Here is a 13,483-nt window from a genome sequence, read left to right as displayed (position 1 = left end):
ACTATAAATCATGCACCTTTCCACATTAATTATTTCCTACACAAAACTAGATACTTTCCGGTTTAAAAACTCATAAATTTTCTTTTCAAATAAATGAACATCTAACGCTCCTGCCATATGCCCATTTATACTTTCTATCTCATATACTTCTGCGTACTTCCCTTGCTTTTGCAAAATGTCTACCATTTTATAATTATAACGAGGTGGCTGAAGTAAATCTTGTTTGCACGGAATCATGAGTACATTCGCTTCTATATTAGAAAGAGCCTCTTCTAAAGAAGAAAATCCATGCGCAATATCATGTAATAAGACTGCTTTCGCAGTGTACATCCACGAATTTGCATCTACTAAATCTATACTTTTGCATGTCACTTTATTAATCTCTTTCTCAAATGATGTTAATGCAGAAAATTCCTGATAAGGTGCCATTTCTATACTGTTCCGCGGGAATGCCGTTTCATAAAAATGTTCATCAAACGCATTCATAAACATCATTCGATTTGCTAAATGAAGACCCTTCGTTGGCTGCTCTTCTCCATACTTTCCACCTTTCCAGTTTGGATCAAGCTGAATTGCTTCAATCGCATTTTGCGCTACATTTCCCGACGTTATAATTGGATTTTGTGGATTCGTAATAACTCCAATCACTCGCTCTACCATATGAGGATAGTGAACAGCCCATTGCTGCGCAATCATCCCACCTGCCGACGGTCCCATTACAGCATGTAGCCTAGCAATCCCCATATCTTTTATTAACTCATATTGCATACGTGCTACATCTAAAAATGTGAAAACTGGAAAATCCATCGCATACTCAAAACCAGTCATCGGATTTATCGATTTTGGTCCCGTTGTAATTACGTAGGGATTCTTCACCTGTACATTACAAAGGTTATCAGTGCATATAACGAAATATTTATTTGTATCAATTGCTTTTCCAGGTCCAATTAATCCATCCCACCAACCAGCTTCCTCATCATGCTCTGTATATTTTCCTGCCGCATGACTTGTTGCACTAAAATAGTGACAAACCAAAATCGCATTTGATCTTTCTCTATTTAAAGTGCCATACGTCTCATACCCCATTTGAACAGGAATTCCCCTACCATTTTCAAACACAAATTCTTTTAAAACAAACTTCTCCTTTTTTACAATTTGCACAGACTCGCCTTCTTCCCGTCATATTATGAACTGCTTACTAAAGGATTTTTTCTATACAAACCAATCTCCTCCTTCTTTTCATAAATAAATGAATAATATACAAAATTAGCCACAAAATAGCACTATATTACAAGATCAAAGAGGGCATACATATGATTTGGAATTGGTTACGTAAGAAAAAAAACTCAAATACAAAAGAGACAGATGATTCGAAACAACAGCCAGATGATCAAAAGGAACATAACAAAGATAAGAATGGCGAGCCAAAAAGTACGGAACAAACTGAGGATAATTCTCAAAATAAGCAGCAAAATTCTAAACAAGAGGATAATTCTCAAAACAAGCAGCAAAGTTCTAAACAAGAGGATAATTCTCAAGGTAAGCAGCAAAATTCTAAGCAAGATGATAATTCTCAAGACAAACAACAAAATTCTAAACAAGAGCATTCTTCTCAAAACAAGCAACAAAGTTCTAAACAAGAGGATAATTCTCAAAACAAACAGCAAGGTCTTCTCAAGACAAACAGCAAAGTTCTAAACAAGAGGATTCTTCTCAAGACAAACAGCAAAGTTCTAAACAAGGTGATTCTTCTCAAAACAAACAGCAAAATTCTAAGCAAGATGATAATTCTCAAAACAAACAGCAAAATTCTAAGCAAGATGATAATTCTCAAAACAAACAGCAAAGCTCAGGAAGTAACAGCATTTATGACTTTAGCAAACCAGAAAGTGACCATATTCATTCTCTACAAGATTTAATAGAGAAGATGAAACAGTCTAGTGACTTTGTTAATTACCATACATCTGACGATGACACGATGCCTTATTGGATTTCTTACTATCGTCCTTCACTTGATGGTGAGAAATTGCAAAAGTATTTAATGCCTACTCTTTTGGAACGTCCTTGCGCTCCATTAGAAGAATTAAAAGAACATATTCCAATGAGTGGTATAACGATTACGAACGACTTACAAAAAATTGAGGACATGGTTTTAAAGGGACATGCAATTATTCAATTAAATCAGCAAGATCAAAAATGTATGCTTGCAAACATTGCAATTGATAATTATCGTGCACCAACTCCTCCATTAAATGAATCCACCGTTATCGGGCCACAAGAAGGATTCGTAGAAGATATTGATACGAATATTAATTTAGTACGAAAACGTCTTCCTGTTTTAGATTTACACACAAAAGAGATGATTATTGGAGAGTTTTCAAAAACAAAGGTTGTCATGATGTATTTAGACAACCTTGCCGAAAAAGATAATGTAGACTTTCTAGAAGAATCACTTCGAGCTCTTGAATATGATCAAATTAACGATAGTGCTTATATACAGGAATTAATGGGTGAAAAGTCAATTTTTCCTCTCTATATAAATACAGAACGCACTGATAGAGTCACAAAAGCACTTATTGATGGAAAAATCGCTATTTTTGTTGATGGTTCTCCAAGTGTCCTATTAACGCCTGTATCATATTTCGATTTTTTCATTTCACCAGAAGACTATAACGTTTCTTGGCTGTACGCTACATTCTCAAGAATTTTAAGATTGATCGCTGTTCTATTCTCAATTTGTGCAACTCCATTATACGTTGCAGTTTTGAATTATCATTATGAATTGGTTCCGAGTGACTTACTTGAAACATTGATTTTATCAAGGGCTCAAGTACCATTTCCCCCTTTAATAGAAGCACTTTTCTTGGAACTTGCGATTGATTTATTAAGAGAAGCTGGCGCGCGATTACCAATGAAAGTTGGACAAACACTAGGTATTGTAGGCGGTATTGTAATTGGGCAAGCATCTGTACAAGCTGGTTTAACGAGTAATATTTTATTAATTATCGTTGCTTTATCAGCGTTAGCTTCCTTTATTACGCCCATTTATAAAATGGGTAACGCTGTTCGTTTACTACGTTTCCCATTTCTCGCATTTGCAGAAATAGGTGGGCTCTTCGGTATATCTCTTGGATTTATCTTTTTATTTACCCATTTGTTTAGACTTACTTCTTTACGTAAGCCGTACGCTCTCTTTTATCCAACGAGACAACAATCCTTTAAAGATTCTTGGATTCGTTTTCCATTAACAATGATTGATACTCGAGATGTTCAAGCAAGACCGCAACACGTAAAGAAAGCAACTAATGGAATTTCTACAAAACATACGTCAGATTTTGATGATTAAGAAATGAGGTGCATCGATGAGTAAAATTAAAGCAGAACACCAAATATCACCCGTCTTCGTTTTCTTTTTAATTCACGGTGCACAATTTGGTGCTGGTGTTCTCGGATTCGCTCGAATCATTGCAAAGGCAGCTGGATACGACGGCTGGATGGGAGTTTTAATTACAGGAATCGGTATCCATATTCTTATATGGATGATGTATTTCTTATTAAAAGAAACAAACGGAAATTTAATTGATTTACATCGGCAAACATTTGGGAAATGGCTAGGAAACGGCATTAGTATCATCTTTATGGCTTATTTTTTTATTGTAAGTATTTCTGTAGTTAGAACATATGTCGAAATTATTCAAGTATGGATGTTTCCTAGTGCATCCACCTGGATGCTCACATTCTTTTTATGCTTAATAAGTTATTACATTATTTCATCAGGCTTCCGCGTCATTACAGGCATTTGTGTCATTTCTGTTGGCGGGACCTTAGGATATCTTTTTCTAAGTCTTTTTATTTTGAAATTCGCACATTGGGATAATTTACTTCCGATGTTTTCACATTCTTTTACCGATATTTTGAAAGCGGCCAAACTATCTATTTATAGTATGACAGGGTTTGAAATTTTTCTTATGGTTTATCCGTTTGTTAAAGAGCCAGAGAAGTCCCATAAATTCGCACAATATGGGGCATTATTCTCTAACTGCTTATATTTGTTTAGTACTATTCTCGCTTTTACTTTCTTTAGTGAAAAACAACTACTCAAAACAATTTGGTCTCAACTTTCAATGACACAAGTTATTAAGCTTCCTTTTATAGAGCGACTTGAGTATATTGCTATTTCCGCTTATGCTCTCGTTATTGTTACGAGCTTTATTCTACCTTTATGGGCTGCTACTAGAGGAACTCATGAAATCTTTCGTGTTAAGCAACGTAGCATTTTAATCGCCTTTATGCTTATCACCTTAGTTGTTTCACAACTTTTAACGAACAGGCATGATATTAATGATTTTATTAGCAATACATCTAAAGTTAGTTTTTGGCTTATATATGTATACATCCCAATTCTATTTATTATTGTGTGGGTGAAAAGAAAATGGAAAAAACCAAAAGAAAATTAATACTTCTTATTTGCATCAGTATCTTCAGTCTAACTGGTTGCTTACAAAAAAATATTATTGATGATGTTCAACTCATTCAAGGAACTGTCTTCGATACAGCAAAAGATAATAAAGTAAAAGTTACATTTGTTTGTCCTATACAAAAAAAGGGCAATAAAGTTCAAGTTTATGAGGGAACAGGAAACGCAGTAAAACAAGTAAAGGCAGATACATCTTTAGAATCTTCGCAACCGTTCGCAAGCGGTCAAATGCGTGTTGCCTTATTCACAACAAAGGTTGCTAAAAAAGGATTATCCACCTCCTTTGACACATTAATTCGTGATGTGAATATTGGTAATTCACTGTATGTGGGACTATTAGAAGGAAGTGGTACTGAACTATTTAAAGGAAAATACAGTACATCTTATAATGTTGCAATTTATATAAAAAAAATGTTAGAACATAATATGGAAACCGGCCCTTTACCAACTGACAATTTATATTTAGGTGCTTTTCGGTACTACCGTGAAGGACAAGATTCTTATATGCCTATCCTGAAAAAACATGGAGATAAAATAAAAATTACTGGTATCGGTCTCTTAAAAAAGGATAAGTTAGTTGGAACAATCAAGTACCAAGATATGTTTGTTTTCAAAGGACTACTAGAAAAGCACCGCTTAGACTCACATGAATTTAAAACCAATCCTGGCTATGCAATGATTAATAATATCCGTTCCGTCCCTACCTACGAAGTAAACATAAAAAACGGAAAACCTTCTTTCTATATTCATGTGAAAATGGAAGCTCGTATTCAGGAGCTCTCTAGAAAATTTAATTTAGAAAACAAAAAAAATACAACAAAAATAGCTAAGTCAGTCGAAAAGCAATTAGACGTGAAAGCTACAAAACTTATTAAACAATTTAAATCTCTAAATGTTGATCCTCTTGGACTGGGGGCAAAATATAGACAACATTATCGCTCATTCAAATTAGAAGAGTGGCGAAGAATGTATAAAGATGTTCCAATTCAAGTGAAATATACTGTCAACATTACAAATTCTGGTGTAATTGAATGATAATGATTGAACTCCTCTCTCCAGCATGATACAACGGAAAGAGGAGTTTTTATTTTTAAATAGAGAAAAGGGATATTTACGGGGGAGCTTATGTCTAAAAAATTAGTAAAACCTATTTTAAATGGTATTTTATTTCTCGGCGTCTTTTTATTTGCTCATACATACTTAAAAAATGTTTCTTTCACACGTTATTTACTTGTAGTTATACCAATGCTACTCATCGGAATGTTTGGCATCGATCTTATTTTATCCGTTTTAATTAAGAAAGAAGAATAACGAGCGAACATCTTATTTCTCATAAGATGTTCTTTTTATTTAATAACTACCTTATGTTACAATAAAATTCGGCATAACGTAAGAAAGGATGAAACAACATGACAAACGAAAAAGGTTTAGATAAAGGATACGAACTTGTTGCAAAAATGCATGAAGAATTCGGACATCCTGTGACAAGTACTCCAACAAAACTAACAGAAGAGCGTGCAAAAATTCGTGCTAGCTTTATGCAAGAAGAGCTAGAAGAATTTCTAGAAGCAACAACTGTTGAAGATCAATATGATGCACTTATTGACCTTATTTACTTTGCATTCGGAACGTTTGCAGAAATGGGCGTACGTCCAGATAAAGGATTCGAAATTGTAAACAATGCTAACATGGCAAAACTATTCCCTGATGGAAAGCCTCGATTCCGCGAGGGCGACGGCAAAATTATGAAACCAGAAGGATGGCAAGCACCGGAACCACAACTTCGTGCGGAAATCGAACGCCAACGTCAAGAGGCAGAAAAAAACTGCTAGGATCTCCTAGCAGTTTTTTATTATGTCTTTTTTCCTTTGGTCTATTAATGACCCACGTGTCCCGCGTGTCCTGCTGCTCCTGCAGTACCAGCTGCTGCTCCTGCTGCCGTCCCTGCTCCAATTCCACCTGCCCAAGGCTGTTGTTGCTGCTGATACTGTTGGTATTGTTGTTGACCCTGATGCTGTTGTTGACCTTGATGATGCTGTTGGCCTTGATGATGCTGTTGGCCTTGGTGATGGTGTTGGCCTTGATGATGCTGTTGGCCTTGATGATGGTGTTGACCTTGGTGATGGTGTTGACCTTGGTGATGATGTTGGCCTTGGTGATGATGTTGGCCTTGGTGATGATGTTGACCTTGATGAGTTTGATAAAGGACAGCCTGCGGGTGAATTTGATGATGACCTTGGTGATGTACTTGTTGCTGATGGTGGCCGTGGTGTTGATGATGACCATGATGACCGTGGTGTTGATGCTGGCCTTGGTGACCATGATGACCATGGTGTTGATGCTGGCCTTGGTGACCATGGTGTTGATGTTGACCTTGGTGTGTTTGATAAAGGACAGCCTGCGGATGAATTTGATGATGACCATGATGATGTACTTGTTGTTGATGATGGCCGTGGTGTTGATGATGGCCGTGATGCTCATGATGTACATGCTGACCGTGATGGCCGTGATGCTCATGATGCACATGATGACCGTGAACACCTTGAGGGAATCCGCCGATCCCACCAGTTACAACACCAACGCCAGGTACAGGAAATCCTGTTTGTACACCGCCAACGAAAGATGGGAATGTAGTTGGCATACCTACAGGAACTCCTCCTTGTGCACCTCCTACTAGTGCCGGAAATCCTGTTTGCGCTCCAGCTACTGACGTTGGAAATCCTGTTTGTGCACCCGCCACTGACGTCGGAAATCCTCCAGCTGCTCCTCCCATCCAACTTGGGATTCCGCCATATCCGTGTTGACCATCTCCTCCCATGAACATCATTTGTCCATAACTATCCGATCCACCTCCGAAGAAGCCATGTGGTGCATTATTGTCCATCCCTTTCATTCCTTTCACCTCTTCTGTTCAATTTAACCTACCTTTTTTATCATATTTTCTATAGAAGAATAGGTGTTTGTCTATATGGGAATTCCGCGCCTTTTTCTTCGTTCTTCATTCATGATAAACTGAATTAACTGATTTTTCCAAAGGAGGCGTTTTCGTTGGAGAACGTAGCAAAAGCTTCCATCGACGATTTAGATTCAATCTTACATATAGATGTTGATGTAATCGGAGACGATAGTAGACGAGATTATATTAAACACGCTATTGATGAAGGAACCTGCATCATTGCAAAAGAGGACAATTCCATTTCTGGTTTTCTAACATACGATACAAATTTCTTTGGTTATACTTTCCTCTCATTAATCATTGTTTCGCCAACGAAAAGAAGACAAGGTCATGCAAGCTCATTAATCTCATATATGTTAAGACATTCTCCTACTCAAAAAATATTTTCTTCAACGAACAAATCGAATACAAATATGCAAAAAGTTTTTAAAGCAAATGGATTTATGCGTAGTGGAATGATCGAAAACTTAGATGAAGGTGATCCTGAGCTTATTTTTCACGCAAAAAAGCTCAGAGCATAAACGCTCTGAGCTTTTATTAATAATTAATTAGTTTGCAACAACGTTAACAAGTTTTCCAGGAACAACAATTACTTTACGAACTGTTTTTCCTTCAATTTGTTCTTTGATTGCCTCAAGTGCAAGTTGTTCCATTTCTTCTTTTGATGCGTCTTTACTCATTGTTAGTTTTGTGCGAACTTTGCCCATAATTTGAACAACGATTTCAACTTCATCTTCTACAAGTTTAGACTCATCAAATGTTGGCCAGCTTGCATATGTGATTGTTTCACTGTATCCAAGTTTGCTCCATAGTTCTTCCCCGATGTGAGGTGCAACTGGTGCAATCATTTTTACGAAACCTTCTACATATTCTTTCGGAAGTGTTTCAGCTTTGTATGCATCGTTGATGAATACCATCATTTGAGAAATCGCTGTGTTGAAGCGAAGCTCTGCATAGTCTTCTGTTACTTTCTTCACTGTTTGGTGGTAAGCTTTTTCAAGATCTTTGTTTGGTGCATCAGTAATTTTCTCACTCAATTCACCGTTCTCTTGAATGAATAGGCGCCATACGCGGTCTAGGAAGCGACGAGCTCCGTCAAGACCATTTTCAGACCAAGCGATTGAAGCATCTAATGGTCCCATGAACATTTCGTATAGACGAAGTGTATCTGCACCGTGGCTTGCTACGATATCATCAGGATTTACAACGTTACCTTTTGATTTACTCATTTTCTCGTTGTTTTCACCTAAGATCATACCTTGGTTGAATAATTGTTGGAACGGTTCTTTCGTTGGAACTACACCGATATCATATAATACTTTATGCCAGAAACGAGCATATAGTAAGTGAAGTACAGCGTGCTCTGCTCCACCGATATAAATATCAACTGGAAGCCATTGTTTTACTTTTTCAGGGTCTACAAGTGCTTCGCTGTTGTTTGGATCGATGTAGCGTAGGTAGTACCAGCAGCTACCAGCCCATTGTGGCATTGTATTTGTTTCACGACGACCTTTTTTACCAGTTTCAGGATCAACAACATTTACCCACTCTTCAATGTTTGCAAGTGGTGATTCACCTGTACCTGAAGGACGAATATTCTCTGTTTTCGGAAGAACTAATGGTAATTCTTCTTCTTTCACAGCTGTCATTGTACCATCTTCCCAATGGATTACTGGAATTGGCTCACCCCAGTAACGTTGGCGACTAAATAACCAGTCACGTAGACGGTACGTTACTTTTTGATTTCCTGCGCTTGTTACTTCAAGCCACTCAATCATTTTTACAATTGCTTCTTCTTTATTTAAACCATCAAGGAATGCTGAGTTTACGTGCGCACCATCACCTGTATATGCTTCTTTCGAAATGTCTCCGCCTTTTACAACTTCCTTCATTGGAAGATTGAACGTTGATGCGAATTCATAGTCACGCTCATCGTGAGCTGGAACTGCCATTACAGCACCTGTTCCGTAAGTTGCAAGAACATAATCAGCGATCCAGATTGGTAATTTCTCACCGTTTACTGGGTTAACTGCGTAAGCACCAGTAAATACACCAGTTTTTTCTTTCGCAAGTTCTGTACGCTCTAAATCGCTCTTCATTTTAACAGAGTTAATGTAAGCTTCTACAGCTTCTTTTTGTTCTGGTATTGTAATGTTAGCAACAAGTGCATGCTCTGGAGCCAGTACACAGTAGCTTGCTCCAAATAGTGTATCAGGACGCGTTGTGAAAACTGTGAACTTCTCATCTGTACCGTCGATGTTGAAGTGTACTTCTGCACCTTCAGAACGACCGATCCAGTTACGTTGCATGTCTTTTAAGCTTTCTGGCCAATTAAGCTCATCTAGATCTTCTAATAGACGATCTCCGTAAGCTGTAATTTTTAACATCCACTGTCTCATCGGACGACGCTCAACTGGATGTCCACCGCGCTCACTCTTACCGTCAATGATTTCTTCGTTTGCAAGTACTGTACCAAGTGCTGGGCACCAGTTTACAGGTACTTCATCAACGTAAGCTAAACCTTTTTCAAATAGTTTTAGGAAGATCCATTGTGTCCACTTGTAGTAGGTTGGATCTGTTGTATTTACTTCACGATCCCAATCGTAAGAGAAGCCTAATGCTTTAATTTGATTACGGAACGTATTAATATTAAGCTCTGTAAATTCAGCCGGGCTGTTCCCAGTATCAAGTGCATATTGCTCTGCTGGAAGACCGAATGCATCCCATCCCATTGGATGAAGAACGTTATATCCTTGCATACGCTTCATACGAGATAAAATATCTGTCGCTGTATAACCTTCTGGATGACCTACGTGTAAGCCTGCACCTGATGGATATGGGAACATATCTAGTGCATAAAATTTTGGTTTTTCTGTTTCATCTGGCGTACGGAATGTTTTATTCTCTTCCCAATGCCCTTGCCACTTCTTCTCAATTTCTTGATGATTAAAGCTCATGAGATACCCTCCTTGAAATTCTATTTATTTTCACCGCCCAAAATACAAAAAACCTCTCATCCCTAGAAAGGGACGAGAGGTTATAGATTCCCGCGGTACCACCCTAAATTAATGTAATAAATACATTCGCTTAGATCCGTAACGTGGATTAACGGCAATTGCTACTAATGATTTCACAACTGCAACTCAAAGGCGAGTTCATAACGAAACGTGGATTGACTTGCACCGACCGTCAACTCTCTAAACCAGCTTCTATTACTACTACTCCTTCTCACTGTTATTACAAATATGAGTTAATGTGAACTACCCACCACTTAGTATCTCTTAAGAGCTTACTTGAAGCGAGGGCTTCTCGGTTAATCGTTACTCTTGCTAACTAACGAATTCGTCTTAGGACAGCCGAGCTAACTCCCTTGTTCCAAAGGATATTTTATTACTATTTATTTAAATATATTCTAAAACATGTTGCATGTTCCGTCAAACTAAACTGCAATTTTTTCTTCAACTGTTTCTTCTACTTTTACTCGTCTATCATAAATACTCGTTGCTATAAGCGCTACTACAAGCATTACCATGATCGCAATAAACAATACTTCCATATTGTATAAGTCAACAATCGCTCCGCCAACGACCGGTCCGAACATTTTCCCTACAGTCGCTGCGCTATTTACAACACCTTGATAAAATCCTAGCTTATCTTTCGGTGCAAGTATATTTGCGATGGTCGGAACTGCCGGCCATACGAATAATTCACCAATTGTTAATGTCACCATCGCAATGAGAAACATCGTAAATTGCTGCGCTTGGCTTAAAACAATAAACGACGCCGCAAAAATGACGATTCCAATCATAATTTGTTGTTTTAAAGAACGCTTCATCCAGCGAATTAACATACTAACAAGTGGCTGCGCACAAACAATCATCGCTCCGTTTATCGTCCATAATAAACTATAATGGCGGAGGCTAATATCTAATTCTCGCATATGAGTCGCAATTGCCCCTTGCCACTGTACGTATGTAACCCAGCATAAAGCATATGCTACACATACGATTAGAAGCGCTTTGAAGCCAGGTGTAAGTGACCAACCTTTTTTCGTTTCGGCTTCTTTTTGTACCTCTTGCTCTTTTTTTGCTTCCATACCACGAAATCCAATAAACGCAATTAAGAAGAAAATAAAATATAAAATAAAGTTCGCTAAGAAAATATAATCAAAACGATAAGACGCAACTAATCCACCGCACGCTGTTCCAATCGCAATCCCAACGTTTTGTCCAACATACATTGCATTGAACGCTCGTCTCCCGCCTTCTGGCCAAACCGTACCGACCATCGCATACATCGATGGAAACACCATTCCAGAACCGAATCCGATTAATGCTAGCCACACAACATATAATGGCCAACCATGGAAAAATACAAGACCTAAAATCGATACAAGTGTAATGACAATCCCTACTAAAATTGATTTATAACCGCCCCATTTATCAAATAAAACACCGCCGAGCAAGTTTCCGATTACACCAGTAAGCGAGTTGATCATTAATACCATTCCGGCTACTGATAAAGATTTCCCTAAACTATCATGTAAGTAAATTGTATTAAAAGGCCATAAAAAAGAAGCACCCGTGACATTAATAATCATCCCAGCTACTAATAGCCATACTTTCCTTGGCATAGTCTCCCCTCCTATTCTCTTTTTTTCGTTCATATATATAACAGTAAAATTGTAGTCGTTTTTAAATAGGAAGGCAACTGATTAATAGTTGATGAAATTCAGATAATAGCACAAAGACGATTAGAATGTATTCTAATCGTCTTTGTAAAATATTAATCTATAAATAATGGAATCGTTCCCTCGCGAAAGGTTATCCAACTTCCTTTTTACGTTTTGCACTTTCTTTCGCACTCCATTTAAATATTTTGTCTAGTAGAGAGTATATTCTCCCAGACTCCTTCGTTAATAATGGCCCTAGCGACGCCAATATTAAAACATATAAAGCTGAGAATGGTTTAATCGTTGCCATTAAGCCACCCGCTATTCCGAGATTCGCGACAATAATGGAGAATTCCCCACGTGATATAAGTGTTAAACCGATATTCGTAGAAGCCTTATGCGATAACCCGGCTTTACGCCCTGCAATCATTCCAGCTGTAAAATTACCGATGAGAGTAATGAAAACTGCTACTAATGCCAACCATACTGCTCCTCCAAGCGAAAACGGATCTATACTTAAACCGAAGCTGAAGAAAAATATAGCTCCAAAGAAATCACGAAACGGGACGACGAGATGCTCGATCCGGTCACTATGCTCTGTTTCTGAAAAGACGAGTCCTAACAATAAAGCCCCAATCGCTTCCGCAACATGAATTGTTTCTGAAAATCCTGCTACAAAGAATAAAATAGCGAATATTACGATAATAAAAATTTCGTTTGACGAAATATCTAATACTTTATTTAGGAACGGCGTAGCTTTTCTAACGATTACAAAGAATAGTAACATATATCCTACTGCGATTAGTACGGATGTAAGAGCACCTACAAATGATGTTGCACCTCCGAGTACTAATCCTGAAACAACTGATAAATATACAGCTAAAAAGATATCATCAAACATAATGATTCCTAAAATTAGCTCTGTCTCTTTATTACCAGATCTTCTTAAATCAACGATTACTTTCGCTACAATTGCACTCGATGAGATTGTAATAATTCCAGCAATAATTAATGTTTCTAGTAAGGGGAAGCCCATAACATATCCATAAAGTAAACCTAATATGAAATTAAGCGATATATGAACACTACCCCCAAAAGCAATCGACTTTCCTGATTTAATTAATTTTTTTATTGAGAATTCTAAGCCTAAATAGAATAGGAGGAATATGACGCCTACACGGCCGAGGAAGGAAATAACTTCTCCGCTTTCAATAAACCTTAAATCGATAAGTCCTAAATCTGGGGCATGAGGCCCCACTAACATACCGAGTATAATGAGAAACGGAATAATCGAGAACTTTAACTTCGCAGCGAGGATAGCTGCAAAAGCTACTAATACTAACGCAGTTCCAACTTCAAAAATTAAAGTATCCATCGA

Annotated in this window: 10 protein-coding genes, 1 pseudogene and 1 other annotated feature; of the genes and pseudogenes, 6 read left to right on the top strand and 5 right to left on the bottom strand. The window is 37.6% G+C overall.

Annotation, left to right across the window (positions count from 1 at the left end):
• Nucleotides 1-36: 36 nt before the first annotated feature.
• Entirely contained in the window at nt 37-1,161 is a 1,125-nt protein-coding gene (locus DN408_RS23340; protein ID WP_002129495.1) for a homoserine O-acetyltransferase family protein, read from the bottom strand.
• A 152-nt stretch (nt 1,162-1,313) separates the two neighbouring features.
• Between DN408_RS23340 and DN408_RS23335 the strand changes: the two are divergent.
• From DN408_RS23335 to DN408_RS23315, 5 genes and pseudogenes are all read left to right on the top strand, one after another.
• Nucleotides 1,314-3,346: pseudogene (locus DN408_RS23335) on the top strand (spore germination protein).
• Between the two features lie 16 nt (nt 3,347-3,362).
• Nucleotides 3,363-4,457: a spore germination protein gene (locus tag DN408_RS23330; protein WP_002015704.1), complete on the top strand. Its 1,095-nt coding sequence runs from the start codon at nt 3,363-3,365 to the stop codon at nt 4,455-4,457.
• Complete coding sequence (locus DN408_RS23325) at nt 4,433-5,512, top strand: Ger(x)C family spore germination protein (RefSeq protein ID WP_016095960.1); 1,080 nt, start codon at nt 4,433-4,435, stop codon at nt 5,510-5,512. Before DN408_RS23330 ends, DN408_RS23325 begins: the two co-directional genes overlap by 25 nt.
• Before the next feature lie 90 nt (nt 5,513-5,602).
• Complete coding sequence (locus DN408_RS23320; RefSeq protein ID WP_002129504.1) at nt 5,603-5,788, top strand: hypothetical protein; 186 nt, start codon at nt 5,603-5,605, stop codon at nt 5,786-5,788.
• A 98-nt stretch (nt 5,789-5,886) separates the two neighbouring features.
• Nucleotides 5,887-6,309 carry a pyrophosphohydrolase domain-containing protein gene (locus DN408_RS23315; protein ID WP_002034433.1) on the top strand — a complete coding sequence of 141 codons (423 nt, stop codon included), beginning with the start codon at nt 5,887-5,889 and terminating at the stop codon, nt 6,307-6,309.
• 44 nt (nt 6,310-6,353) lie between these two features.
• On the opposite strand, the gene DN408_RS23310 is transcribed toward DN408_RS23315, so the two are convergent.
• Complete coding sequence (locus DN408_RS23310) at nt 6,354-7,370, bottom strand: VrrB protein (protein WP_147740413.1); 1,017 nt, start codon at nt 7,368-7,370, stop codon at nt 6,354-6,356.
• A gap of 155 nt (nt 7,371-7,525) precedes the next feature.
• Here DN408_RS23310 and DN408_RS23305 point away from each other — a divergent pair, with 155 nt between their 5' ends.
• Nucleotides 7,526-7,954 carry a GNAT family N-acetyltransferase gene (locus DN408_RS23305; protein WP_002015699.1) on the top strand — a complete coding sequence of 143 codons (429 nt, stop codon included), beginning with the start codon at nt 7,526-7,528 and terminating at the stop codon, nt 7,952-7,954.
• 27 nt (nt 7,955-7,981) lie between these two features.
• Here the strand turns inward: DN408_RS23305 and leuS are convergent, their stop codons facing one another.
• The 3 genes from leuS to DN408_RS23290 form a co-directional block, all read right to left on the bottom strand.
• Nucleotides 7,982-10,390, bottom strand: coding sequence for a leucine--tRNA ligase (gene leuS / locus DN408_RS23300; protein WP_016102930.1), 2,409 nt, complete (start codon nt 10,388-10,390; stop codon nt 7,982-7,984).
• Between the two features lie 65 nt (nt 10,391-10,455).
• Nucleotides 10,456-10,674: a binding site (T-box leader), on the bottom strand.
• A gap of 198 nt (nt 10,675-10,872) precedes the next feature.
• Complete coding sequence (locus DN408_RS23295; RefSeq protein WP_002167529.1) at nt 10,873-12,066, bottom strand: MDR family MFS transporter; 1,194 nt, start codon at nt 12,064-12,066, stop codon at nt 10,873-10,875.
• Nucleotides 12,067-12,256: 190 nt separating this feature from the next.
• The gene (locus DN408_RS23290; protein ID WP_147740412.1) at nt 12,257-13,480 is read right to left on the bottom strand and encodes a cation:proton antiporter; all 1,224 of its coding nucleotides are present in this window, start codon (nt 13,478-13,480) and stop codon (nt 12,257-12,259) included.
• Between the last annotated feature and the right edge of the window lie 3 nt (nt 13,481-13,483).

The organism is Bacillus sp. AR13-1, assembly GCF_008042285.1.
GTDB classification, from domain to species: Bacteria; Bacillota; Bacilli; order Bacillales; family Bacillaceae_G; genus Bacillus_A; species Bacillus_A mycoides.
The sequence above is the reverse complement of the archived record's forward strand: the minus strand, read 5'-3'. Positions and strand labels throughout refer to the sequence as shown.